This window comes from Variovorax sp. GW821-FHT10D07, from assembly GCF_059415325.1.
Map to the genome: position 1 here is coordinate 248,477 of NZ_JBWKMZ010000007.1, position 22,764 is coordinate 271,240.

23 protein-coding genes are annotated in these 22,764 nt (G+C 70.2%); 18 read left to right on the forward strand and 5 right to left on the reverse strand.

Translation table 11 applies throughout. From position 1 onward, the window contains the following. Positions 1-10: 10 nt before the first annotated feature. From AC07PU_RS21690 to AC07PU_RS21705, 4 genes are all read left to right on the forward strand, one after another. Positions 11-730 carry a response regulator transcription factor gene (locus AC07PU_RS21690; protein WP_208514190.1) on the forward strand — a complete coding sequence of 240 codons (720 nt, stop codon included), beginning with the start codon at positions 11-13 and terminating at the stop codon, positions 728-730. Next, positions 727-2,097 carry a sensor histidine kinase gene (locus tag AC07PU_RS21695; RefSeq protein WP_495320397.1) on the forward strand — a complete coding sequence of 457 codons (1,371 nt, stop codon included), beginning with the start codon at positions 727-729 and terminating at the stop codon, positions 2,095-2,097. Before AC07PU_RS21690 ends, AC07PU_RS21695 begins: the two co-directional genes overlap by 4 nt. Before the next feature lie 140 nt (positions 2,098-2,237). After that, positions 2,238-2,726, forward strand: a complete 489-nt coding sequence (locus tag AC07PU_RS21700) for a tripartite tricarboxylate transporter TctB family protein (protein ID WP_093352976.1) — start codon at positions 2,238-2,240, stop codon at positions 2,724-2,726. A 40-nt stretch (positions 2,727-2,766) separates the two neighbouring features. Then, a complete protein-coding gene (locus AC07PU_RS21705) occupies positions 2,767-4,278 on the forward strand; it encodes a tripartite tricarboxylate transporter permease (protein ID WP_093352978.1) in 1,512 nt (503 codons plus the stop codon). Between the two features lie 41 nt (positions 4,279-4,319). Here AC07PU_RS21705 and AC07PU_RS21710 read toward each other — a convergent pair whose 3' ends face one another. Next, on the reverse strand, positions 4,320-4,772 hold the full coding sequence (locus AC07PU_RS21710) for a RidA family protein (RefSeq protein WP_495320400.1): 453 nt from the start codon (positions 4,770-4,772) through the stop codon (positions 4,320-4,322). Further along, positions 4,769-6,118 carry an aminotransferase class V-fold PLP-dependent enzyme gene (locus AC07PU_RS21715; protein WP_495320402.1) on the reverse strand — a complete coding sequence of 450 codons (1,350 nt, stop codon included), beginning with the start codon at positions 6,116-6,118 and terminating at the stop codon, positions 4,769-4,771. The genes AC07PU_RS21710 and AC07PU_RS21715 overlap by 4 nt, the downstream gene beginning before the upstream one ends. Before the next feature lie 212 nt (positions 6,119-6,330). Between AC07PU_RS21715 and AC07PU_RS21720 the strand changes: the two genes are divergently transcribed. Then, positions 6,331-7,149, forward strand: coding sequence for a helix-turn-helix transcriptional regulator (locus AC07PU_RS21720; RefSeq protein WP_495320404.1), 819 nt, complete (start codon positions 6,331-6,333; stop codon positions 7,147-7,149). A 25-nt stretch (positions 7,150-7,174) separates the two neighbouring features. Here AC07PU_RS21720 and AC07PU_RS21725 read toward each other — a convergent pair whose 3' ends face one another. Further along, positions 7,175-8,296 (reverse strand): branched-chain amino acid ABC transporter substrate-binding protein, encoded by a 1,122-nt coding sequence (locus tag AC07PU_RS21725; protein ID WP_495320406.1) that lies wholly within the window; start codon positions 8,294-8,296, stop codon positions 7,175-7,177. A gap of 200 nt (positions 8,297-8,496) precedes the next feature. Between AC07PU_RS21725 and AC07PU_RS21730 the strand changes: the two genes are divergently transcribed. Continuing rightward, positions 8,497-9,084 carry a TetR/AcrR family transcriptional regulator gene (locus tag AC07PU_RS21730; RefSeq protein ID WP_093352991.1) on the forward strand — a complete coding sequence of 196 codons (588 nt, stop codon included), beginning with the start codon at positions 8,497-8,499 and terminating at the stop codon, positions 9,082-9,084. A 19-nt stretch (positions 9,085-9,103) separates the two neighbouring features. Here AC07PU_RS21730 and AC07PU_RS21735 read toward each other — a convergent pair whose 3' ends face one another. After that, a complete protein-coding gene (locus AC07PU_RS21735) occupies positions 9,104-9,997 on the reverse strand; it encodes a LysR substrate-binding domain-containing protein (RefSeq protein WP_495320409.1) in 894 nt (297 codons plus the stop codon). A 106-nt stretch (positions 9,998-10,103) separates the two neighbouring features. On the opposite strand from AC07PU_RS21735, the gene AC07PU_RS21740 reads away from it, so the two are divergent. The 3 genes from AC07PU_RS21740 to AC07PU_RS21750 all read left to right on the forward strand — a co-directional run bounded on the left by AC07PU_RS21740 (position 10,104) and on the right by AC07PU_RS21750 (position 13,139). Continuing rightward, complete coding sequence (locus AC07PU_RS21740; RefSeq protein ID WP_398491920.1) at positions 10,104-11,000, forward strand: DMT family transporter; 897 nt, start codon at positions 10,104-10,106, stop codon at positions 10,998-11,000. Positions 11,001-11,098: 98 nt separating this feature from the next. After that, positions 11,099-12,085, forward strand: coding sequence for an AraC family transcriptional regulator (locus AC07PU_RS21745; protein ID WP_495320411.1), 987 nt, complete (start codon positions 11,099-11,101; stop codon positions 12,083-12,085). 19 nt (positions 12,086-12,104) lie between these two features. Further along, positions 12,105-13,139 carry an SDR family oxidoreductase gene (locus AC07PU_RS21750; RefSeq protein ID WP_495320413.1) on the forward strand — a complete coding sequence of 345 codons (1,035 nt, stop codon included), beginning with the start codon at positions 12,105-12,107 and terminating at the stop codon, positions 13,137-13,139. 13 nt (positions 13,140-13,152) lie between these two features. On the opposite strand, the gene AC07PU_RS21755 is transcribed toward AC07PU_RS21750, so the two are convergent. Then, positions 13,153-13,551 (reverse strand): helix-turn-helix domain-containing protein, encoded by a 399-nt coding sequence (locus AC07PU_RS21755; protein WP_495320415.1) that lies wholly within the window; start codon positions 13,549-13,551, stop codon positions 13,153-13,155. 84 nt (positions 13,552-13,635) lie between these two features. Here AC07PU_RS21755 and AC07PU_RS21760 point away from each other — a divergent pair, with 84 nt between their 5' ends. From AC07PU_RS21760 to AC07PU_RS21800, 9 genes are all read left to right on the forward strand, one after another. Beyond that, positions 13,636-14,382: an alpha/beta fold hydrolase gene (locus AC07PU_RS21760; RefSeq protein ID WP_495320417.1), complete on the forward strand. Its 747-nt coding sequence runs from the start codon at positions 13,636-13,638 to the stop codon at positions 14,380-14,382. Between the two features lie 111 nt (positions 14,383-14,493). After that, positions 14,494-14,970 (forward strand): MaoC/PaaZ C-terminal domain-containing protein, encoded by a 477-nt coding sequence (locus tag AC07PU_RS21765; RefSeq protein ID WP_057589761.1) that lies wholly within the window; start codon positions 14,494-14,496, stop codon positions 14,968-14,970. Next, positions 14,967-15,749 (forward strand): enoyl-CoA hydratase/isomerase family protein, encoded by a 783-nt coding sequence (locus AC07PU_RS21770; protein WP_495320419.1) that lies wholly within the window; start codon positions 14,967-14,969, stop codon positions 15,747-15,749. Before AC07PU_RS21765 ends, AC07PU_RS21770 begins: the two co-directional genes overlap by 4 nt. Positions 15,750-15,758: 9 nt before the next feature. After that, entirely contained in the window at positions 15,759-16,136 is a 378-nt protein-coding gene (locus tag AC07PU_RS21775; RefSeq protein ID WP_495320421.1) for a Zn-ribbon domain-containing OB-fold protein, read from the forward strand. Further along, positions 16,133-17,290, forward strand: a complete 1,158-nt coding sequence (locus AC07PU_RS21780) for an acetyl-CoA acetyltransferase (RefSeq protein WP_495320423.1) — start codon at positions 16,133-16,135, stop codon at positions 17,288-17,290. The genes AC07PU_RS21775 and AC07PU_RS21780 overlap by 4 nt, the downstream gene beginning before the upstream one ends. 7 nt (positions 17,291-17,297) lie before the next feature. Next, the gene (gene paaN / locus AC07PU_RS21785; RefSeq protein WP_495320425.1) at positions 17,298-18,950 is read left to right on the forward strand and encodes a phenylacetic acid degradation protein PaaN; all 1,653 of its coding nucleotides are present in this window, start codon (positions 17,298-17,300) and stop codon (positions 18,948-18,950) included. 34 nt (positions 18,951-18,984) lie between these two features. Next, positions 18,985-20,346, forward strand: coding sequence for a phenylacetate--CoA ligase family protein (locus AC07PU_RS21790; protein WP_495320427.1), 1,362 nt, complete (start codon positions 18,985-18,987; stop codon positions 20,344-20,346). Next, positions 20,343-21,563, forward strand: a complete 1,221-nt coding sequence (locus tag AC07PU_RS21795) for a CaiB/BaiF CoA transferase family protein (RefSeq protein WP_495320429.1) — start codon at positions 20,343-20,345, stop codon at positions 21,561-21,563. The genes AC07PU_RS21790 and AC07PU_RS21795 overlap by 4 nt, the downstream gene beginning before the upstream one ends. Positions 21,564-21,635: 72 nt before the next feature. Further along, positions 21,636-22,745: a hypothetical protein gene (locus AC07PU_RS21800; protein WP_490880411.1), complete on the forward strand. Its 1,110-nt coding sequence runs from the start codon at positions 21,636-21,638 to the stop codon at positions 22,743-22,745. Positions 22,746-22,764 lie beyond the last annotated feature (19 nt).

A 22,764-nucleotide genomic window follows, 5' to 3' on the forward strand; every position in this document is an offset into this window, starting at 1 on the left:
TCCCACTCCCCTGTGGCGTTGCCTCATCGTCGAGGACGACGCCGACAACGCCCGCTACATCGCCGAGGGCTTTCGCGCGCTCGGCCACGTGGCGGTGATCAGCCGCGACGGCACCGATGCACTGGCGCGCGCCACCAGCGAAGCCTGGGACCTCGTGATCCTCGACCGCATGCTGCCGAACGAGGTCGACGGCCTGTCGATCCTCGCGACCCTGCGCGCGCTCGGCAAGAAGACACCGGTGCTGGTGCTCAGCGCGCTGAGCGCGCTCGACGAGCGCGTGCGCGGCCTCAAGGCCGGCGGCGACGACTACCTGGCCAAGCCCTTCGCGTTCTCGGAACTGGCCGCGCGCGCCGAGGCGCTGGTGCGGCGCTCGCGCACCGGGCCCGAGATCCGCACGCTCGAGGTGGCCGACCTCTCGATCGACCTCGCGAGCCGGCAGGTGAAGCGCGCGGGCCGCCCCATCGCGCTGCAGCCGCGCGAGTTCCGCCTGCTGGCCTACCTGATGATGCATCCGGGCCAGGTGGTCACGCGCACCATGCTGCTCGAGGCGGTGTGGGACTACCAGTTCGATCCGCAGACCAACGTCATCGACGTGCAGGTGAGCCGGTTGCGCGGCAAGCTCGACGCGGGCGGCGCGCCGACCCTGATCCAGACGGTGCGCGGCGCGGGCTACCGGCTGGCGCCGCCCGAGCCCGAAGCCGCGCCGGCCGCCGCGCCCGCGCGCCGATGATCCCGGCGCTGCGCCAGCTCTGGCGCTCGGTCGGCTTCCGGCTGGCCTTCTACTACGGGCTGCTGGTCGCGATCACCATGCTGGCCTCGCTGGCCATCGTCTACATGCAGACCGTGGGCGTGCTGCAGCAGCGCATGGTGCGCCAGGTGGCGGCCAGCGTGCAGCAGCTGGTGGTGCGCCACGAGGCGCGCGGCCTCGAGGGCGTGGTGGGCGAGATCGGACATCTTTTGGCCGACGACCGGCATTCCGACAACGAGGTCTACTTGCTGGTCGACCGCGAGGGCCGCAAGCTCGCGGGCAACCTCGACCAGATGCCCTCGAGCGCGCCGGACGCGGGCGACGGCGTGCACCGGCGCGTGCTGCGCGGCGGCCAGGGCGCCATCGCCTACCTCGTGATGCGGCCGCTGCCTGACGGCGCCACGCTGGTGGTGGGGCACGACCTGCGCGACCAGGAGTCGATCGAGTCGCTGGTGGCGAGCGCCAGCGCCGCGGCCGGGATCGTCGCGGTGCTGCTGCTGATCGGCGGCACCTTCGTGTTCCGGCAGGAGCTCGAGCGCAGCGTGGGCGCGGTGCGGCGCACGGCCGCGCGCATCGCGGCCGGCGAGCTGCAGGAGCGTGTCGCGCCCTCGGGCGAGGAGGACGAGTTCGCGCTGCTCGAGCAGGACATCAACGCCATGCTCGACCGCATCGAATCGCTGATGGACGGCGTGCGCCATGTCTCCAACACCATCGCCCACAACCTGCGCACGCCGCTCACGCGCGTGCTGGTGCGGCTGCGCGCGGTGGAGCTGGGCCTGCCGCCCGACGATGCGCAGCGCGGCGCCGTGGCGACCGCGATCCGCGAGCTCGAGGAGCTCGCGGTGGTGTTCGAGAAGCTGCTGCAGATCGCCGAGGTGGAGGCGGGCGCGCGGCGCCAGCAGTTCGCGCCGGTGGCGCTGCACGTGATCGCCGACGACGTGGCCGAGCTCTACGAGGCCGTGGCCGAGGTGCAGGGCATCGTGCTGCGGCGCATGCCGTGCGAGGCAGCGACGGCGCTGGGCGACCGCGACCTGCTCGCGGGCGCGGTCGCCAACCTGGTCGACAACGCGCTCAAGTACTGCGGCGCGGGTGCCGTGGTGTGCATCGGCACGCAGACCGTGAACGGCCGCGCGCAGCTCTTCGTGCAGGACGACGGCCCGGGCATCCCGGCCGCCGAACGCGAGCGCATCGGCGTGCGCTTCCACCGGCTCGACCGCAGCACGCCCGGCCATGGGCTGGGCCTGGCCAGCGTGCGCGCGGTGATCGCGCTGCACGGCGGGCAGCTCGCGTTCGAGGATGCCGCGCCCGGGCTGCGCGTGCGCATCGACCTGCCCGGCGGCGGCGACTGAGGCGCGCCACATTGCCGAACGGCAATGTTGTGTTCACGCACAGCGCGGGCGCGAATTCCTAGGATCGGCGGCTCGCACTTTCACGTGCCAGCCGCATGGGCCGCGCCGCGGTCCCAGGCAATTCCCAGGAGACATCAACGGTGAGAATCAAGAGTCAGAGAGACTTCTGCTCGGGCGTGCTCTTCAGCGCCTTCGGCGTGGCCTTCGCATGGGGCGCCACGAACTACAACGTCGGCACCGGCGCCCGCATGGGCCCGGGCTACTTCCCGCTGATCGTCGGCATCCTCATCGCCTTGATGGGCGTGCTGATCACGCTCAAGGCGCTGTCGGTGGAGACCGACGACGGCGAGCCGATCGGGCGCATCGCCTGGAAGCCGCTGGTGTTCATCATCAGCGCCAACCTGGTCTTCGGCGTGCTGCTCGGCGGGCTGCCGAGCATCGGCCTGCCGTCGATGGGGCTGATCGTCGCGATCTATGCGCTGACCTTCATCGCCAGCCTCGCGGGCGACAACTTCGGCTGGAAGGGCGTGACCCTGCTGGCCACCGTGCTCGCGCTCGGCAGCTACCTGGCCTTCGTGGTCGCGCTCAAGCTGCAGTTCCAGGTCTGGCCGACCTTCATCGCCGGCTGATTTCGCTACAAGAAGAACGAAAAGACAAGACAAGAGAACCATGGACCTGATCACCAACCTCTCGATCGGCTTCGGCGTCGCCTTCACGGCGCAGAACCTGGTCTACGCCTTCGTCGGCTGCCTGCTGGGCACCCTGATCGGCGTGCTGCCGGGCATCGGCCCGGTCGCGACCATCGCGATGCTGCTGCCCGCGACCTATGCGCTGCCCCCGGTGTCGGCCCTGATCATGCTGGCCGGCATCTACTACGGCGCGCAGTACGGCGGTTCCACCACCGCCATCCTGGTGAACCTGCCAGGGGAGTCATCCTCGGTGGTGACAGTGATCGACGGCTACCAGATGGCGCGCAAGGGGCGGGCCGGGCCCGCGCTCGCGGCCGCGGGGCTCGGTTCCTTCTTCGCCGGTTGCGTGGGCACGCTGATCCTGGCCGCCTTCGCGCCGCCGCTGACCGAGCTGGCCTTCAAGTTCGGCCCGGCCGAATACTTCTCGCTGATGATCCTGGGCTTGATCGGCGCCGTGGTGCTGGCCTCGGGCTCGCTGCTCAAGGCCATCACCATGATCCTGCTCGGCCTCGCGCTGGGCCTGGTAGGCACCGACGTGAACTCGGGCGTGGCGCGCTACAGCTTCGACATTCCCGAACTCACCGACGGCATCGGCTTCATCGCCATCGCGATGGGGGTGTTCGGCTACGGCGAGATCATCGCCAACCTCGCGGTGCCCGAGCACGAGCGCGAGGTCTTCACCGCCAAGGTCAAGGGCCTGTGGCCCACCAAGGAAGACTTCCGCCGCATGACGCCCGCGGTGCTGCGCGGCACCGCGCTCGGCTCGGCCCTGGGCATCCTGCCCGGCGGCGGTGCGCTGCTGTCGGCCTTCGCGGCCTACACCATCGAGAAGAAGATCAAGCTCAAGAACGGCGAAGTGCCGTTCGGCAAGGGCAACATCCGCGGCGTGGCGGGCCCCGAGTCGGCCAACAACGCGGGTGCGCAGACTTCCTTCATCCCGCTGCTGACGCTGGGCATTCCGCCCAATGCCGTGATGGCGCTGATGGTGGGCGCGATGACGATCCACAACATCCAGCCGGGCCCGCAGGTGATGACCAGCAACCCCGAGCTGTTCTGGGGCCTGATCGCCTCGATGTGGATCGGCAACCTGATGCTGATCGTGCTGAACCTGCCGATGATCGGCATCTGGATCAAGCTGCTGACCATTCCCTACAAGTGGCTGTTCCCCTCGATCGTGCTGTTCTGCGCGGTGGGCGTGTACTCGGAGAACAACAACACCTTCGACGTCTGGATGGTCGCGATCTTCGGTATCGTGGGCTACCTGTTCCTCAAGCTCAAGTGCGAGCCCGCGCCGCTGCTGCTGGGCTTCATCCTCGGGCCGATGATGGAAGAGAACCTGCGGCGCGCGCTGCTGCTGTCGCGCGGCGACTGGAGCGTGTTCGTCACGCGGCCGCTGTCGGCCGGGTTGCTCGCGGCGGCGCTGTTGCTGCTGGTGGTGGTGCTGCTGCCTTCGGTGAAGGCGAAGCGCGAAGAAGCGTTCGTCGAGGATTGATCGCTGGAGTGGCGGGGCCGCGCGGCCCCGCCTTTGCGCCTTCACTTCGCGGCGATGCACTCCACCTCGATGCGCGCATTGAAAGCCAGCGCGGTCGCGCCGAAGGCACTGCGCGCCGGATACCGGCCTTCGGCGAAGTAGCCCTTGTAGACCTCGTTGAAGGCCCCCCACTCGCTCATGTCGGCCAGCATGGCGGTGCACTTCACCACGTCGGCCATGGTGTGGCCATGCGCCTCGAGCGTGGTCTTGATGTTCTCCATCACCTGCTTCGACTCGGGACCGATGCCGCCCGGTGGCAGCTTGAGGCTGCCGGGCAGGTTGCCGATCTGGCCCGACAGGTAGAGCGTGCGGCCGACCTGCACGGCCTCGGAGAAGGGCAGGGTGGTGGGCAGCACCTTGCCCGAGTTGAGATGCCGCGGCGCGACGCTGCAGGCGCTGGTCGCGAGCACGAGGCAGGCCAGCGCGGCGCCGCCGAAGAGGGTGTGGCGTTTCATGGCGTTCCGATCGCGGCGAGGAATTTGGCGATGTCGTTCATGTCGTTGTAGACGGACGGCGAGATGCGCGCATGGTTGGCGCGCAGGGTGATCTCGATCTTGTCGGGCGCGAGCCGGCTCGCGAGCTGCGCGGCATTGGCATAGGCGAAGGTCACGATCGGCGAGCTGCTGTCAGGCGGCGTCACCACCTGGAAGCCCTTGGCGCGCAGGCCGGCCTGCAGCGCATCGGTCATCGGCTTGCGCCAGGCCTGGATCTTGTCGACGCCCACGCTCTGAATCCAGTCGATGGACGCCGCGCAGGCGGCCTCGATGGAGGAGGCCGGGAACGAGCCGCTGAAGTAACCCGACACCGAATCGATCTGCACGCTCTCGTAGGGCACGCTGCCGGGCGGGTCGAGCGGATAGACGTGCAGGATCGGCGCCGCGAAGTTGCGCGTCTGGCGGTAGCCGTACCAGGGCCGCTGCAGCTTGGGCAGCAGGCTCTTGCGCACGTAGAGAAAGGCGAAGCCGAAGTCGCCCATCAGCCACTTGTAGGTGCCGCAGCCCGCGAAGTCGATGCCGGCCGCCTTCACGTCCACCGGCACCGCGCCGGCCGACTGGATCAGGTCGACGTAGACCAGCGCGCCGCGCGAATGCGCGAGATCACACACGGCCTTGAGGTCGTGCGTGAAGCCGTTGTAGAGCGACACGTGCGAGATCGCCACCAGTTTGGTGCCGGGCGAGATGGCCTTGTCGAGGTCGGCCAGCGCGATGCGGTGGTTGGCGTCCATCGGCACCGTAAGCACGTCGAGGCCGCGCAGCCGGTATTGCTCGTACATGTAGAACGAGCCCACGAAGTGCAGCGCATCGGTGACCACGCGCCCGCCCGATTCGGGCAGCCCGAGCGCGCGCGTCACGAGGTACTCGCCCATCGAGGTGCTGGGCACGTAGGCGATCTCGTCGGCATCGGCATTGATCAGCGCCGCGAACTTCGCGGTGGCGGTCGCGCTGCCGCTCGCGAGCGAGAGCTTGGACTGCGCGTAGGAACTCAGCGCGTCGGTGGCGTACTGGTTCCAGGGGTGGTCGGCCGCGCCGTTGAGGTACACGCGGTCGGCCACGCCGGGGAACAGCGCCTTGGCCGGCAAGGCGGGCGTGTCGCTCGGCGGGGCCGGCGGCGGCGCGGCCGAGGCGAAGGGCAGGAAGCCGCCCGACGAACCCGAGCCGCCGCCACAGGCGACGAGCTGGCTGCCGAGCACGCCCGCGACGGAAGCGCCGCCGAGGGTCTTGAGCCAATGGCGGCGGGAGGTGACTGGCGGCGAGGCCGGCAGGGGCGCCGCGGTCGCGGCGGGATGGTTCGAACTCGGCATGATATGAACTCCTTGTTGATGTATCAACGAAATGTTGAATTTCTGGGCGCACCTTGCCCTACAGTTGCCGCGTCGTTTCGGGCGGACCCCAGGGCCGGCCGGACCTGCAAGACATGTGCCAGAATCAACGCCAGATCAAGTATTCAACAGTTTGTTGAAATCGGAGATCAGGGCTTTCACTCCCCTTCGACCTTCCTTCGACTTTCGCGTCCATGCCAGCCACCCGCAAGACCGCCGAGACCTCCAGCGCCCGTTCGACCGCGCAGCCGCCGCCGGCCTCGCGTGCACGCTCGCGCGCGGCCAAACCCTCGAAGGCCACGACGGTGCCGCCGGCCATCGCCGAGGAGCGCCGGCGCATCGTCGAGGTGCTCAAGCCCGTGGTGGAGATGATGGGGCGCATGCTCGGGCCGAACACCGAACTGGTGCTGCACGACCTGACGCAGCCCGATGCCTCCGTGGTCGCGATCGCCAACGGCCACGTGTCGGGCCGCAAGGTCGGCAGCACCATCCTCAGCGGCCCGAAGGACGACCGCGCCTTCGGCGCCGCCTGGTCGGCCGCCACCGACCTCTCGGGCAGCGGCCACTCGGTGGTCAATGTCTATCCCACGCTGACCGGCACCGGCACGCCGCTGAAGTCGGCCACCGTGATCTACCGCGATGCCGACGGCACGCCGTTCGCGGCGCTGTGCATGAACGCCGACCTCACCGTGTTCAAGCTCGCGCACGCCTGGCTCGAGCATGCGATCCAGGGCGCGCCTACGCCCGCGGCCACGCCCGAGTCGCGCGAGGAATCACCCGACATGGACCTGCTGATGGGCGAGATCATCCGTTCGGCGATCCGCACCTTCGGCAAGCCGGTGCAGCTCATGAACAAGGAGGAGAAGGTGCACGCCGTCGAGGAGATGCTGCGGCGCGGCCTGTTCATCGTGAAGGGCAGCGTGGGCCGCGCGGCGGCGGCGCTCGACATGTCGCGCTTCTCGATCTACAACTACCTCGACGAGATTCGCAAGCGCGAGGGGTTCACGAAGTAGGACCGGGGTCGCGCAGGGTGCAACGCTACGGCGCCACCACCAGCTTCCCCCCACGAACCTGATAGATCGTCACCGTCCCCCGCAGGTTGTCCCCGCGTGCATCGAACGCGATCGGACCGATCAGCCCGGTGAGTGTCACGCCCGCGAGCTTCGGTCCATACACCGCGGGATCGGTGGAGCCGGCCTTCTTCATCGCTTCCACCAGCACCATCACCGCGTCGTAGGCATAGGGCGCGAACACGATCACGTCGGCGCCGAAGCGTGCCTTGTAGCGCTGGTTGAAGGCCGCGAAGGCGGCCATGGCCTCGCGTGGCGCGCCGGCCTGCGAGCAGTAGGCGCCCTCGTTGGCGCCGGCCGCGAGCTTGCTCCATTCGCCGGTGCACACGCCGTCGCCCGCGATGAAGGTCGCACTCAGGCCGAGCTGCTTCATCTGCCGGTTGACCAGCGCAGCCTGCGCGTCGGCGCCCGCGTAGACGATCACGTCGGGCTTGAGGCCGCGCAGGGTGGTGAGGATGGCCGAGAAGTCGGTCGCGCGGTCGGTGCCGAACTCGCGCTTGAGCACCTTCACCTGCGCCTTGCCGAGGTCGGCCACCACCTGGTCGGCCAGGCCCTGGCCGTAGGCGGTGCGGTCGTCGATCACGGCGGCGGTCTTCGCCTTCAGCGTGCGCGCGACGTAGCCCGCGATGCCGTCGGCTTGCTGCACGTCGGTGGCCATGAGCCGCGCGGCGAACCGGTAGCCGGCGCGCGTGTACTGCGGGTTGGTCGCGGCCGGCGCGACCTGCGGGATGCCGGCGTCGTTGTAGACGCGGGCCGCGGGAATGGTGGTGCCCGAGTTGAGGTGGCCGACGACGCCGTTGACCTGCAGGTCGGCCAGCTTCTGCGCCACGGTGGTGGCGCTGGCGGGATCGGCCCGGTCGTCCTCGACCACCGCCTCGAAGCGCAGCCGGCGGCCGCCGATCGCGAGGCCCTGTGCATTGAGGTCCTCGATGGCGAGCCGCGCGCCGTTCTCCATGTCCTTGCCGAGATGGGCGATCGCACCGGTCAGCGGCGCGGCGATGCCGATGCGCACGGGCGCGTCCTGCGCCTGCGCGGTGGTGGCGATGGCGACGACGAGCGAGGCGAGGGCGTGGCGTACAGCGGGATTCATGCGCGGCTCCGTGGGGCGGGTGGATCGGGAGGATCAGGAAGGGACCCCGCCGCGAGGTCGCGAGGCCTCGGTTAGAGTAGGCCGTCCGGACGGAATAAATTTCGCTGTTTCGCCCGGCTGCGTACAGGGCAGGCGGACGAAACATGCGCGAGGCGCGGGTGTTTCGAACGAACCATTTTTCTTTTGCGGGCGATGCCGACATGGCCAGAACCAAATCCGAGAACTTCGACGACATCCGGGCCACGATCCTCGACGTGGCCGCGTCCCTCTTCGCCAAGAACGGCTTTCGCAACACCAACATCATCGACATCGGCGCGGCCTGCAATGCGTCGAAGTCGCGCATGTACCACTACTTCCCGTCCAAGGAAGCGATGCTCGCGGAGATGCTCGGCGAGCACGTGAGCGCGCTGGTGGCGATCGCCTCGGACCTGGTGTCGGCGCCCATCGATCCGCGCGCGCGGTTGCGCAACTACTTCCTCGCGCATCTCAAGTACTACTACGAGCAGCGCGACCGCCACACCGTGCTGATCGAGGACGTCTACCACCTGCCCGAGGAGGTGCGCGCGCAGGTGAATGCCAACGAGCAGAAGCTGGTGGGCTTCCTGTGCGCGCTGCTGCGCGAGATCAACGCGCAGAAGTTCAAGGACCGCCAGGCCGCGACCACGCACGCGATGCTGATGTACGGCATGCTGAACTGGACCTACACCTGGTACCAGCCGACTGGGCGCCTGAGCCTCGAGACGCTGGCCGACCAGGCGAGCGACATGTGCCTGCACGGCATCGTGTAGGGCGCGCGCGGCCGCGGGGTCAACCAGCCGTGGGCTGGCCGTGCAGCGTGCCGAGCCAGTCGGCGAGCGCGGCGATGGCCGGCTCCTGCGCGCGGCGTCTGAGCACGCACAGCGAGATGCGGTCGCCGCTGGGCACGAAGCCGAGCGGGGCCGCGATGCGCGCCTGCGCGAGCTCCTCGCGCACCAGCACAGAGGGCGCGATGCCCACGCCGAGACCGGCGATGGCGGCCTGGATCATGTAGATCCACTGGCCGAACGAACGCCGCGGCCGCAGCCGCGCGGCGTCCAGCCCATTGGCCTGCGCCCAGATCGTCCAGCCGGCCGGATAGGACTCCGTGCCGAGCAGCGCATGCGACAGCACGTCCCGTGGCCGGGCCAGCGTCTTCGCCTGCGCGGGCGTGCAGATCGGCCCGATGTCGTTGTCGGCCAGCAGGATCTCGCTCACCTCGCGCGGATGCGTCCCGCGGCCGCAGTAGACCAGCGCATCGACGTGCCCGGCGCGCAGCCGGCCGAGGTCGCTGCCGGTCTGCAGGTTGAGCACGACCTGCGGATGCCGCGCCTCGAAATCGTCGAGCCGCGGGATCAGCCACTGCAGCATGAAGCTGCCGGGGCAGGCCAGGGTCAGCGCGGTGGCGGGCCGCTGGCCGCGAATTTCGGCGCAGACCGTGCCGATGTCGTCGAGCGCCCGGGCCGTGCTGGCGAACAGCCGCCGGCCGGCGTCGGTCAGCGTCACGCCCGCGGCGTGGCGGTCGAACAGCTTGCAGCCCAGCCACGATTCGATGAGCCGCAGCTGGTGGCTCACCGCGCTGTGCGTGACGTTGAGCCGGTCGGCCGCGCCGACCACGCTGCCGGCCTGCGCGGCCGCGGCGAAGGCGCGCAGGGCGGTCAGCGGAGGGAGTTGCTGGAGGTCCATGGTGTGAATTGATTTCACGGCCAGTGTAGAGAAGGATCGCTGGCGAAGGGGCGCGGAGCGGCTTATCTTGAGCGGCTTTCTGCCCATCCCCTGCCCACCGTCAGCCATGTCCTCGAACGCCTCGCCGCGCGGCACCGCCGTCCTTCTTCTCGCGATCGTCATCGGTGCCTGGGGCGTCAACTGGAGCGTCGGCAAGGTGGTGCTGGAACACGTCACGCCGATCTGGGCCACCACGCTGCGCATGGTGCCGGCGTGCATCGTGCTGTGGGTGGTGCTGCCGGCCTCGGGCCGGCTGGCCGTGCCCACGCGGCACGACCTGCCGGTGATCCTGAGCGTCGGCCTGCTGCACATGGTGGCCTTCTCGGTGCTGGCCGCGCTGGGCCTGCAGTACCTGAGCGCGGGCCGCTCGGTGGTGCTGGCCTACACCACGCCGCTATGGGTGCTGCCCGCGGCCCGCTTCTTCCTCGGCGAGGCCTTCACCGCGCGCCGCGCCGCCGGCCTGGGGCTCGGCGTGGCGGGGCTGCTGGTGCTGCTGCAGCCCGCGGCCGTCGACTGGCGCGATGCCGACGTGGTGCGCGGCCACGGTCTGATCCTGCTGGCCGCGGCCTGCTGGGCCGCCTGCATCGTCTACGGGCGCGCCCATCGGTGGACCACGCCGCCGTTCCAGCTGCTGCCCTGGCAGATGCTGCTCGCGAGCATCGCGCAACTGCTGCTGGCGCTGGCCATCGAGGGCGTGCCGCGCATCGCGTGGTCGATGGAGCTGGTCGCGCTGCTGGGCTACAGCAACCTCATCGGCACCGTGCTGGCCTATTGGGCGATGAACACCGTGAACCGCGACCTGCCGGCGTCCGTGACCTCGATGGGGCTGCTGGGCGTGCCGGTGGTGGGCCTGCTGGCGGCCGACCTCGCGCTGGGCGAAAGGCCCGATGGCGCGCTGCTGCTGGCGACGGGGCTGATCGTGGCGGGGATCGCGATCGGGACTTCGGTGCGGCGCGCACGGTAGCTTTCTGCAAGTCGTCGGCCAACGGTCCGTATCCCCGCGATCCCTTTTTTGGCGCGATCGGATTTGTCGGGCGCTCCCCGCGCTCCTATTCTTTGCGCATGACTCGCCACGACACTTTTTCGGTGTCTCCCCTCGTTCTCGCAAAGTCCGGACTCCCCATCGAGCGGCTGTGCGAGCGTGCCGGCGTGAAGTCATCGAACGCGTGGAGCACGAGCGAGTTCTTCCGCATCTGGGCCGCGGCGGACGAGGCGTTCGACGATCCGTCCGCGGGACTTCGCTTCGGTGCCGAAGGGATCGCCCGGGGCTATGGCGTGGCCTCGATCGTGGCGCTGCACGCGCCCGACTTTCGCCGCGCGCTGGCGGCCCTCTCGCGCTACAAGCGTCTGACCTGCCCCGAGCTCGTCGAGGTCGAGACCGTGGGCGAGCAGACGACGGTGCGCTATCGCTGGCTGCTGGCGACGAGCGAGGTGCCGCGCCTGCTCATCGACATGACCATGGCCTCGCTGCGGGAGCTGGCGCGGCATGGCAGCGCCGGACGGATCGCGCCCCTTCGGCTGGAACTGGCGCGTCGGCCCCGGCATCAGGCGCTGCTGCGCCGCCACTTCGGATGCCCCATCGTCTTCGGGGCCGCGCACGACGCGATGGTGTTCGACCGCGCGGCGCTCGACGTGCCGTTCGTCACGGCGGATGGCGGGGCCTTCGCGCGGGTGCTCGAGGGCCTCGAGCAGAGGGCGGCCCACGGCGAGGGCCTGTCCCCGCTCGTGGCCGAGACCCGTGTGGCGATCGCGCGCCAGTTGAGCGAAGGCCTGCAACCCAGCATCGCGGCGGTGGCGGGCCGGCTCCACCTCAGCAGCCGCACGCTCCAACGCCGCCTGGACGAATGCGGAACGAGCTTCCAGCAGCAGCTCGCCGCAGTGAGGCACACGACGGCGACACGGCTGCTCGCCAACACGGTGCTCGATCCGGTGGCCATTGCCATGCTGCTCGGCTTCGTCGAGCCCAATTCGTTCGCCCGCGCGTTTCGCGGCTGGGAGCGGACCACCCCTTCCCGTTGGCGCGAGCGTCAGACCGCCGACCAGGCATGAACCACGAAAGCACCCTCTCATGACCTCCACACGCGTCCTAGTCACAGGCGGCTCCGGCTTCATCGCCGGACACTGCATCCTCCAGCTCCTCGCGCAGGATCATCGCGTGCGGACCACCGTCCGATCGCTCGCCAGGCAGGCCGAGGTGCGGGCGTCGCTCGCGGACGCGGGCATGGTGCAAGGCGACAGGCTGAGCTTCGTCGCCGCCGACCTCCTGCGCGACGAAGGCTGGGCGCAGGCCATGGCCGGTGTCGACTTCGTGCTGCATGTGGCATCCCCGGTGCAGCCCGGGCACGTGGCGAACGAGAACGACCTGATCGTCCCCGCGCGCGAAGGCACGCTGCGCGTGCTGCGGGCAGCGCGCGACGCGGGCGTGAAGCGCGTCGTCCTCACCTCGGCGTTCCATGCCGTGAGCTGGGGACATCCCCACGGCGCCCACACGTTCACCGAGAACGACTGGACCGTTCTCGACGGCCCCGGCGTCGATGCCTACGGCAAGAGCAAGACCCTCGCCGAGCGCGCGGCATGGTCCTTCATGGCCGCCGAGGGCGGCGGGCTGGAACTCGCCACCATGCTTCCCGTCGCGGTGATGGGACCGGTGATGGGCAAGGACATCTCCGGGGCCAATCATGTGATCCAGCGCATGCTCGATGGGGACATGCCGGGTTTCCCGAACCTGTTCATCCCGGTTGTCGACGTGCGCGACGTGGCACGCGCGCACATCCTGGCGATGGCCCGTCCAGGGGCCGCGGGCGAGCGCTTCCTGCTTTCGAATGGCCGAGCGCTGGCGATGCGGGAGATCGGCGCCATCGTCAAGGCCGCGCTCGGCGAAACGGCCAGGCGCGTTCCTACCCGCACGATCCCCGATCTCGTGCTGCGCGCGGTCGCGTTCTTCAATGCCGAGCTTCGCCCCTTCATTCCCGATCTCGGCTACGCCAAGAAGACCTCCAACGAGAAGGCTGGTCGGGTGCTCGGCTGGACACCACGCGATGCCCGCGAGGCCATCGCGGCGGCCGCGAAGAGCATGCAGGCCAGGGGATTGCTCAAGGCCTGAGCCCGCGGCCCGCTCAGGGCGAACGCGTGCCGATCTTCGGCGGCTCGGGCGGAACCCCGGGCGCGCCGGCCTGCAGCCAGGCGATCTTCGCGTCGACGAAGCGCAGCATCGCGGCCAGCTCCTTCTGCTGCTGGCGCAACCTGTCGCGTCGCGCGAGCATGGCCTGCAGCATGCGGCCGCGTCCGCCGGCACGGCGCTCGTTCATCAGCAGCTGGATCTCGGCGAGCGACATGCCCATGGCCTGGCCCGCGCGGATCGCGGCGACCAGGCGCAGGTCCCGCGGCGAGAACTCGAGATAGGGCCGCGTGCCGCCGGCCAGGCCCGTCTTCGGCTGCAGCAGGCCGCTGCGCACATAGAAGCGGACGGTGGCGACGCTGAGGCCGGCCTGTTGCGAGAACTCTGTGATCCACATGGAGCGGCTCCGGATGACTTGACTGTGAACTCAACTTCATAGTTATAACAAGCCCATCCACATGCCACCACCCGAGGACTCGCCATGATGAACACCGTACCGCTGCTGCTGCTTCCCGGCCTCATGAACGACGCGCGCGTCTGGGATCCCGTGCGACGGGCGCTGCCCGCCGGGCGCGATGTCGTCGTGTCGCCGACCGATGGGGCCGACACCGTCGAGGCCATGGCCGCCACGGCGCTGGCCGCGATGCCCGACGGAAGCTTCGCGGTGGCGGGTTTCTCGCTGGGCGGCTACGTCGCGCTCGAGGTGTGCCGGCAGGCCGGCGCCAGGATCGCGGGCCTCGCCTTGCTGGACACCGGTGCGCGCGCCGATTCCGAGGAGGCCACGCAGAACCGGCAGCGGATGGTGGCGGCGCTGAGCTCGGGCGGCGCGAGCTTCGCCCAGGTGGTCGAGAGCTTCACGCCCCGCGTGATCCATCCGTCGCATGCGCAGGATCGCTCGCTGCTCGATCTGCTCGCCGACATGGCGAGGCAGGTCGGCGGCGAGGGCTTCACGCGACAGCAGAAGGCCGCGATGCAGCGCCGCGACGCGCGCGAGCTGCTGCCTGCGCTGACGGCGCCGGCCCTGGTGCTATGCGGCCGCGAGGACCTGATCACGCCCCCCGCTCTGAGCGAGGAGATGGCGGGCCTGCTGCCCGGCGATGCCGAGCTCGTCGTGGTGCCGCAGTGCGGCCACATGTCGACGCTGGAACAGCCCGCGGCCGTCTCAGAGGCCTTCCTGCGATGGCTTGCGCGCGTCGACGCCGCCGCCTCGCCGGCGCGCGGCGGCTGACGACCACACCCCTTTCGATCGCGCCTTTTCCCGCGGCTTCGGGTAAGCCCTAGCTGCCGCCGGGTCTTCGTCTTCATTTATATTCCGTCCGGAAGGTTAAATAAAGACGCGATGACCGACATCACCAGCACCTGCGGATTTCTAGAGCAGCACTTCGACCGGATCGAGGAGGGCGCGCGCTTCCGCTCGCGCGGCCGCACCCTCACGGAAGCCGACATCCTCCAGTGGTGCGCGCTGACCGGCGACTGGTACGTGCTGCACACCGACGCGCACCATGCGGCGCGCACGCGCTTCGGCCAGCGCATCGCGCCCGGCCTGATGCTGCTGGCCTATGCGGCCGGCCTCGGCATTCCGCCCGCAGCGCCGGCGATCGTGGCGAACTACGGCAGCGACGCGCTGCGCTTCACCGCGCCGGCCTTCATCGGCGACACCATCCATCTGGAGGCCGCCGTGCTCGAGAAGACCGTGAAGCGCCCCGGCACCGATGGCGTGGTGCGGCTGCAGTGGAACGTGCACAACCAGAATGGCTTGCTTCTGATGGCCAGCGAGCTGCGCATCCTGATGGCCTTCGAGGGAGCCGCGCGATGAACGGCGCCCCCTCCACCGAAGCGGTGCGCCTGACCTTGGAGTCGTCGCTCGCGACCATCGCGATCGACCGGCCCGCCGCGAAGAACAGCCTGCGCCTCGACGAGATGACGGCGATCGCCGATGCGATCGGCGAGGCCGTGTCGGCCGGTGCGCGCGTGGTGCTGGTGCGCGGCACGCGTCATGCCTTCTGTGCCGGCCGCGACCTCAAGGACACCAACCCCGGCACCGACGACACGCTCGCGATCCTGCGCGAGCGGATCAACCCGGTTCTGGTCGCCGTGCGCGACTGCCCGGTGCCGACGATCGCCGCGGTGCAGGGCCCCGCGCTGGGCTTCGGCTTCGGGCTCGCACTGGCCTGCGACATCGCGCTGGTCGCCGACGATGCGCTGCTCGGCAGCCCGTTCCGCAACATCGGCGCGGTGCTCGACTCGGGCGGCCACCATCACCTGCGCGAACGCGTCGGGCCGCACCGCGCGGCCGAGCTGATCTTCCTGGGCCGCCTGTTCTCGGGGCGCGAAGCCGCTGCCATGGGGCTCGTGAACCGCAGCGTGGCGGCCGAGGCGCTCGACGAGATCGCGCTGCGGATGGCGCGCGAGATCGCGAGTGGCCCGACCGCCGCCTTCGCCGCGTCGAAGCGCATCCTGTCGCGCGCGCGGTCCTTCGAAGAGACGCTCGAGCTCGAGGCGATCGCGCAGGCCGAGGCGCTGGCCGGGCCCGATGGCATTGAGGGCATCGGCGCCTTCCAGCAGAAGCGCAAGCCGCGCTTCATCGGACGCTAGGGGATGGGCATGACCTCCACTCCCGACGCCGCGCGTTCGCCGCGCGCTCACTTCCTCGCCGCGCTCGCCGAAGGCCGACTGGTCTACCAGTTCGACCACGGCGCGGGCCGCGCGGTCTTTCCGCCCCAGGCCGTGGGTCCGGGCGGACGACCGGGCGAACTCGAATGGCGCACCAGCCGTGGCGAGGGCACGGTCCATGCCTGCACCGAAGTGCAGCGGCGCGACGGCGCCTTCAACATCGCGCTGGTCGATCTCGACGAAGGCTTTCGCATGATGGCCACCGTGGTCGATGCGGCGCCCGGCGCGCTGCGCATCGGCCTGCGCGTGGCCGCGCGCATCGAGCCCTGGAACGACGCGCACCGCGTGGTGTTCGGAGCGCTCGCATGACCGCAACCAATCTGCGCGGCACGGCCGCGATCGCCGGCATCGGCAGCACCGGCTTCGCGACGATGCCGGCCCTGTCTTCGCCGCTCGACGCGATGGCGCTGGCCTCGGTGCGCGCGCTCGACGACGCGGGCCTCTCGCTGGCCGATGTCGACGGCGTGTTCGCGGCCGGGCTGCAGCTGTTCATGCCCACGCTGAGCCTGTGCGAATACCTGGGCCTGCGCCCGCGCTACACCGATTCGACCCAGGTCGGCGGCGGCGCCTTCCTCGCGCACCTCAACCATGCGCGCGCCGCGATCGCGGCCGGCCTGTGCTCGGTGGCGCTGATCGCCTACGGCAGCACGCAGAAATCGGCGGGCGGACAGTTCGCGACGCACTCCGAGCCCAACCCCTACGAAGTGCCCTACGGCTACCCGGGCCCGCTCGCGGCCTATGCGATGGTCGCGCAGCGCCACATGCACGAGTTCGGCACCACGCGCGAACAGCTCGCGCAGGTGGCGGTGAGCGCGCGCGACTGGGCGCGGCTCGACGCCGAAGCGCCCGATCCCGGACCGCTGAGCATCGAGGACGTGATCGCGGCGCGGCCGGTGGCGCATCCCTTCACCGTGCGCGACTGCTGCCTCGTGACCGATGGCGGCGGCGCGCTGGTCGTGGTCTCGGCCGAGCGTGCCGCGCAGCTGCGGCGCAAGCCGGTCTACCTGCTCGGCGTGGGCGAGGCCGCCACGCACCGCAGCATCGCGCAGATGCCGGACCTGGTGCGCACCGCGGCCAGCGTGTCGTCGGCCACCGCTTATGCGCAGGCCGGGGTGGGCCCGAAGGACATCGACGTGGTGCAGTTCTACGACGCCTTCACGATCATGCCCATCGTCTTCGCCGAGGACACGGGCTTCTGTGCCAAGGGCGAGGGCGGCGCCTTCCTCGATGGCGGCCGTGCCTCGCCGGGCGGCGACTTCCCGATGAACACCAGCGGCGGCGGACTCTCGCTCGGCCACCCCGGCATGTTCGGCATCTACACCGCGATCGAGTCGGTGGTGCAGCTGCGCGGCGACGCCGGCGCGCGCCAGGTCGCCGGCGCCGAGCTCGCGCTGGCTCATGCGCCGGGCGGCTACATGTCGAGCCAATGCACCGCGATCTTCGGCACCGCCGCCACGCTCTGAACCCACCATGACCCTCCAAGACCTGCAACTGAAACACGCCGGCCGCCTGGCCGATGCGATCGCCGCCGTGGCCCGCCGCGGCTACCACAGCGCCTATCCCGAGGATCCGACGCACCCCGTCTATGCCGACGGTTCGCGCGCAGCCGGCGAGGCCGCCGTGCGCGCGGCCTGGACGCGGCGCGACGGCGCGATCCGCGGCGAGGAACGCAGCGCCTTCGGTGTGCCCTTCGACACCGCCTATGCCGACGAGCCGGTCGATGCCGTGCTCGCGCGCGCCGAAGCCGCCGCGCCGGCCTGGGCCGCGCTCGACCCGACCGAGCGCGCCGCGGTGGCGCTCGAGATCCTCGAGGCGCTGCAGCAGCGCGCCTTCGAGATGGCCTTCGCCTGCATGCATGCCTGCGGCCAGCCGTTCGCGATGGCCTTCCAGGCCGGCACCGCGCATGCGCTGGACCGCGCGCTCGAGGCCGTGGCCATCGCCGTGCGCGAGATGGGCAGCTATCCCGCGCGCGTGCTCTGGGAGAAGCCCGACGCGCGCCGGCCGCTGCGCGTGGAGAAGAGCTTCGAGATCCTGCCGCGTGGCATCGCGGCCGTGATCGGCTGCGCCACCTTCCCGACCTGGAACTCCTACCCCGGCCTGTTCGCGAGCCTGGTCACGGGCAACCCGGTGGTCGTGAAGCCGCATCCCACGGCCGTGCTGCCGCTCGCGCTGTGCGTCGACACAGCGCGCACGGTGCTCGCGGGCCTGGGGCTCGACGCCGACGTGGTGCAGTTGCTGGTCGACACGCGCGCCGCGCCCAAGACCAAGGCGCTCGCGCTCGATGCGCGCGTGAAGCTGATCGACTTCACCGGGGGCCCCGAATTCGGCGACTGGCTCGAAAGCCACGCGCGCCAGGCCCATGTCTTCACCGAGAAGGCTGGTGTCAACGCGGTGCTGATCGAGAGCACCGGCGACTACCCCGGCCTGGTGCGCAACCTCGCGCTCACGCTGAGCCTCTACAGCGCCCAGATGTGCACCACGCCGCAGAGCATCTACCTGCCGCGCGCGGGCATCCGGCTGCAGGACGGCACGGCGAAGACGGTCGAGGATTTCAAGGCCGACCTCGCCGCGGCGGTGGCGAAGCTGGTCGCCGATCCGGTGCGCGCCATCGAGTTGCTCGGCGCAATCCAGAGCGATGCCACCGAGGCACGCGCCGTCGAGGCGGCATCGATCGGCGAGCCGGTGTTCGCCTCGCGCCGGCTCGTGCATCCCGAGCTGCCCGATGCGGTGCTGCGCACGCCGGCCTTGTATGCCGTGCCGCCCGAAGCCCTCGACACCATCGCGCGCGAGCACTTCGGTCCGATCAGCCTGCTGATCGTGACCGAGGACGCCGACGCGGCGCTGCGGCATGCCCACGAGGTCACGCGCTCGCGCGGCGCGATCACCTGGTCGGTGTACTCGAGCGACGAGGCCTTCGTGCGCCGCGCGAAGAACGCGGCCGCCGATGCCGGCGTGCACCTCACGCTCGACATGACCGGCCCGGTGCTGGTGAACCAGTCGGCAGCCTTCAGCGACCTGCACGTGAGCGGCCACAACGCCGCCGGCAACGCAGCGCTGTGCGACACCGCCTTCGTGCTGCCGCGCTTCCGCGTGCTGCAGACGCGCCGCTACCTCGCCGCCTGAAGCGCGACCGCCCCAAGAACAAAGGAGACGCTCCATGACCGAATCCCGCAATGCGCAGGCCGCGGCCGATGCCGCCGACGATTTCCTGTCGCTCGACGAACTGCAGGCGCGCCAGGACGCCAAGCTCGCCGCGCTCGGCCGCCGGCTCGCGCATTCGCCGCAGTGGCAGGCGCATTTCGCGGCGGCCGGCGCCTCGCCGCTCGACCTGAAGGACCGCGCCGCGTTGCAGGCGCTGCCGCTGCTCGAGAAGAGCCACCTGCGCGCGCTCTATCCGTACCCGCTGCTCACGGTGCCGCTCGAGCAGGTGGTGCGCTTCTGCGCCACCTCGGGCACCACGGGCCTGCCGGTGCTGTTCGGATTCACGCAAAAGGACTGGGAAGACACGCTGGTGCGCCAGCTCGCGCGCATCTACCGCACGGTGGGCGTGCGCGCGGGCGACCGCGTCTACCAGGGCTATGGCTATGGCCTGTGGATCGGCGGCAGCTCGATGGACGAGGCGCTCAAGGCCTATGGCGCGGTCAACTTTCCCGTCGGCCCGGGCCGCGGCGAGCTGATGGTGCAGTGGCTGCGCGACCACCGCCACACGGTCACGACCATGTCGCCGCTGTGGCTGATGACGCTGATCCAGCAGGCGCGCAAGGCCGGCATCGACCCGCGCCGCGACTGGGCGCTGCGCGTGGGGCTGTTCGGCGGCCAGTCGGTGTCGGCCACCTTCCGCAGCGAGATGGAGGCGCTGATGCCCGAGGGCTTCCTGGCGCACAACATCTACGGCACCACCGAGGCTGGCGGGCCGGTGCTCGGCGTCTCCTGCCCGCATTCGCACGGCGACGACGAGATGCACCTGGTCAACGACGACAGCGTGCTCAGCGAGATCCTCGACCCGCAGACCCTGCGCCCGGTGGCGCCGGGCGAGGTCGGCGAGATCGTCTTCACCACGCTCGACAAGGAGGCCTCGCCGGTGCTGCGCTGGCGCACGCGCGACCTGGTGCGCCGTTCGGCCCAGCCCTACCGCTGCGCCTGCGGCCGCCATGCTTATGCGCGCATCGGCCGCATCATCGGCCGCTCGGACGACATGCTCAAGGTGCGCGGCGTGCTGGTCTATCCCTCGCAGATCGAGGACGTGATCGCGGGCGTCGAGGGCCTGGCCAAGGATGCCTGGCAGATCTACATCGACAGCGAGCGCAGCGTGCTCGACCACATGGAGGTGGCCGTGGAGCGCGTGCCCGGCACGGCCTGCACGGGCGACGACCTGGCGCGCGAGGTGCGCGCGCGGCTCAAGGCCCGGCTGGGTCTCACGTGCGAGGTGCGCTGCCACGACGAGGGCATGCTGCCGCGCTACGAGGCCAAGGCCACGCGCGTGCTGCGGCGCACCGCAGCGGAGGCCAGCCCGGCATGACACAGCCGACGCAATCCACGCCGGGCGCGCTGGCCGGCCTGCGCGTGATCGACCTGTCGCGCGTGCTCGGCGGCCCCTTCTGCACCCAGATGCTGGCCGACCATGGCGCGCAGGTGATCAAGGTCGAGCCGCCGCAGGGCGACGAGACGCGCGACTGGGGCCCGCCCTTCCTCGACGGCGCGGCGTCGTACTTCCTCGGCGTCAACCGCAACAAGCAGGGCGTCGCGCTCGACCTCTCGCTGCCCGAGGGCCGCGCGTTGCTGCTGCGCCTGCTGGCGGACGCCGACGTGCTGGTCGAGAACTTCAAGCCCGGCACGCTCGAGCGCTGGGGCATCGGCTATGAGGACTTCCTGCGCGAACGCTTCCCGCGCCTGGTGCACTGCCGCGTCAGCGGCTTCGGCGCCGACGGCCCGCTGGGCGGCCTGCCAGGCTACGACGCGGTCGCGCAGGCCATGACCGGGCTGATGTCGGTCAACGGCGAACGCGGCGGCGCGCCGCTGCGCATGGGCATCCCGGTGATCGACATCGCGACCGGGCTGCACGCGGTCATCGGCATCCTGATGGCGCTGCGCGAGCGCGAGCTGTCGGGCCGGGGCCAGTCGGTCGAGGCCACGCTGTTCGACACCGGCGTCTCGCTGATGCATCCGCACCTGCCCAACCACTTCCTGTCGGGCCGCGTCGCGGGGCGCAGCGGCAACGCGCATCCCAACATCTGTCCCTATGACGCCTTCGCCACGCGCAGCTGCAACGTGTTCATCGCCGTGGGCAACGACGGCCAGTTCCGCCGCCTGGTCGCGCTGCTGGGCCGCGCCGAACTGGCCGACGATCCGCGCTTCGCGCACAACAGCGAGCGGCTCGCGAACGCGGCGGCGCTCAAGGCCGAGCTCGAGGCGCTGCTGACCACGCGCGACGGCGAGGCCATCGCACGGGAACTGATGCGCGCGGGCGTGCCCTGCGGCCCGGTGCTCGACGTCGGCGGGGTGCGCACCCATCCGCATGCGCTGCACCGCGAGCGCTTCGTCGAGGCCGGCGGCCAGATGGGCGTGGCCTCGGCCGTGTCGCTGTCGCGCACGCCGGCCAGCTATCGCACCGCGGCGCCGGCCTTCGGCGCGCACAGCCTCGAGGTGCTGCGCGCGGCCGGGATCGGCGAGGCCGAACTCGCCGAAGCCACCCGCGCGGGCGCGATTCCGCATGCGCGTTCTTCCATTGTCAATTGATATGCCGTCTGGAAGGCTAATCAATGATCCACCACCCCTCCCATCCGAACACATGACAAGGAGAGATTCCCGATGAACCCATCCCCCACCCACCTGGACAACGCCCAGGACACCGCCGCGCTCGCGCGCGCGCTGACCTCGCCGCCCGAGCAGGTGCTCGCCATGCCCGACCCACAGACCCTGCTCGCCGAGATCGAGGCCGCGCCCGGCATCGACGGGCCCAACATCTTTCCGCTCGAGTGGCATGTGGAGACGCCCAAGCTCTACGACATCTACGACGCCGCGCGCGATCCGGGCTGGTCGCCGCACACGCTGGCCTGGGACACGCTGCGCGTGGAGGACTACAGCCTCGACCAGCGCTACGCCATGGCCTACTGGTTCTCGCTGCTCGCGGTGTTCGACGGCTCGGGGCCGTCGGTGTTCGCGCGCGCCATGATCCACACCTACGAGAGCAAGGAAGAGGACCCGGTGCGCAAGTGCTTCTTCTCGGTCGTGCGCGACGAGATGAACCACGAGGAAGTGTGCGGCCGCGCCATCAAGCGCCTCACGCCCGGCGGCCCGCTCGGCTACGTGCCCGAGACGCCGCTCGGGCATCTCGCGCGCAACAACATCGAGTGGCTCTACTACAACGGCTCGCGCTACTGGACCGGCTTCAAGAACGGCGTCGACAAGTACCCGCTCGCGATCCTGTTCACCTCCTTCCTGTTCGGCGAGGTGGCCTCGAGCACGCTGTTCCACGGCATGTACCAGCGCACCACCATCCCGGTGTTCAAGGAAGCCTTCAAGCGCATCGGCCAGGACGAGGGCCGCCACCTGGGCATCTGCCTGGCGGTGCTGCAGAAGCTGCTGCCGGTGCTCACCGAGGAAGACAAGCAGATGATCAGCATCCAGCTGCGCGCGGGCTTCGTGTTCCTATCGGGCATCCTGCACGAGCCGCCCGAGCAGTTCTGGAAGCTGCCGCCCACCTTCATTCCCGCGCAGCGCCAGATCGACGAGGTCGCGCGCAGCGCCGGCCTGGGCATCCTCACGCTCGACGAGCGCAAGGCCAACTGGAAGACGGCGGTGCTGCGCATGAAGGCCAACCTCGATCCCTATGGCATCGAGTTCCCCGCGCTGCCCGAAGTCGGCATCGAGGGCAAGGAGGTGGTGTTCGATCCCGAGAAGGTGATCCCGATCTTCTAGGCGCATGACATCGATGAAC

Coding starts and splice junctions, on each gene's coding strand:
- AC07PU_RS21740 (WP_398491920.1), top strand. CDS start 10,104: ATGTCCTCGAACGCCTCGCCGCGCGGCACCGCCGTCCTTCTTCTCGCG.
- AC07PU_RS21800 (WP_490880411.1), top strand. CDS start 21,636: ATGAACCCATCCCCCACCCACCTGGACAACGCCCAGGACACCGCCGCG.
- AC07PU_RS21760 (WP_495320417.1), top strand. CDS start 13,636: ATGATGAACACCGTACCGCTGCTGCTGCTTCCCGGCCTCATGAACGAC.
- AC07PU_RS21765 (WP_057589761.1), top strand. CDS start 14,494: ATGACCGACATCACCAGCACCTGCGGATTTCTAGAGCAGCACTTCGAC.
- AC07PU_RS21735 (WP_495320409.1), bottom strand. CDS start 9,997: ATGGACCTCCAGCAACTCCCTCCGCTGACCGCCCTGCGCGCCTTCGCC.
- AC07PU_RS21775 (WP_495320421.1), top strand. CDS start 15,759: ATGACCTCCACTCCCGACGCCGCGCGTTCGCCGCGCGCTCACTTCCTC.
- AC07PU_RS21790 (WP_495320427.1), top strand. CDS start 18,985: ATGACCGAATCCCGCAATGCGCAGGCCGCGGCCGATGCCGCCGACGAT.
- AC07PU_RS21725 (WP_495320406.1), bottom strand. CDS start 8,296: ATGAATCCCGCTGTACGCCACGCCCTCGCCTCGCTCGTCGTCGCCATC.
- AC07PU_RS21710 (WP_495320400.1), bottom strand. CDS start 4,772: ATGAAACGCCACACCCTCTTCGGCGGCGCCGCGCTGGCCTGCCTCGTG.
- AC07PU_RS21695 (WP_495320397.1), top strand. CDS start 727: ATGATCCCGGCGCTGCGCCAGCTCTGGCGCTCGGTCGGCTTCCGGCTG.
- AC07PU_RS21780 (WP_495320423.1), top strand. CDS start 16,133: ATGACCGCAACCAATCTGCGCGGCACGGCCGCGATCGCCGGCATCGGC.
- AC07PU_RS21750 (WP_495320413.1), top strand. CDS start 12,105: ATGACCTCCACACGCGTCCTAGTCACAGGCGGCTCCGGCTTCATCGCC.
- AC07PU_RS21755 (WP_495320415.1), bottom strand. CDS start 13,551: ATGTGGATCACAGAGTTCTCGCAACAGGCCGGCCTCAGCGTCGCCACC.
- AC07PU_RS21730 (WP_093352991.1), top strand. CDS start 8,497: ATGGCCAGAACCAAATCCGAGAACTTCGACGACATCCGGGCCACGATC.
- AC07PU_RS21720 (WP_495320404.1), top strand. CDS start 6,331: ATGCCAGCCACCCGCAAGACCGCCGAGACCTCCAGCGCCCGTTCGACC.
- AC07PU_RS21745 (WP_495320411.1), top strand. CDS start 11,099: ATGACTCGCCACGACACTTTTTCGGTGTCTCCCCTCGTTCTCGCAAAG.
- AC07PU_RS21770 (WP_495320419.1), top strand. CDS start 14,967: ATGAACGGCGCCCCCTCCACCGAAGCGGTGCGCCTGACCTTGGAGTCG.
- AC07PU_RS21795 (WP_495320429.1), top strand. CDS start 20,343: ATGACACAGCCGACGCAATCCACGCCGGGCGCGCTGGCCGGCCTGCGC.
- AC07PU_RS21705 (WP_093352978.1), top strand. CDS start 2,767: ATGGACCTGATCACCAACCTCTCGATCGGCTTCGGCGTCGCCTTCACG.
- paaN (WP_495320425.1), top strand. CDS start 17,298: ATGACCCTCCAAGACCTGCAACTGAAACACGCCGGCCGCCTGGCCGAT.
- AC07PU_RS21715 (WP_495320402.1), bottom strand. CDS start 6,118: ATGCCGAGTTCGAACCATCCCGCCGCGACCGCGGCGCCCCTGCCGGCC.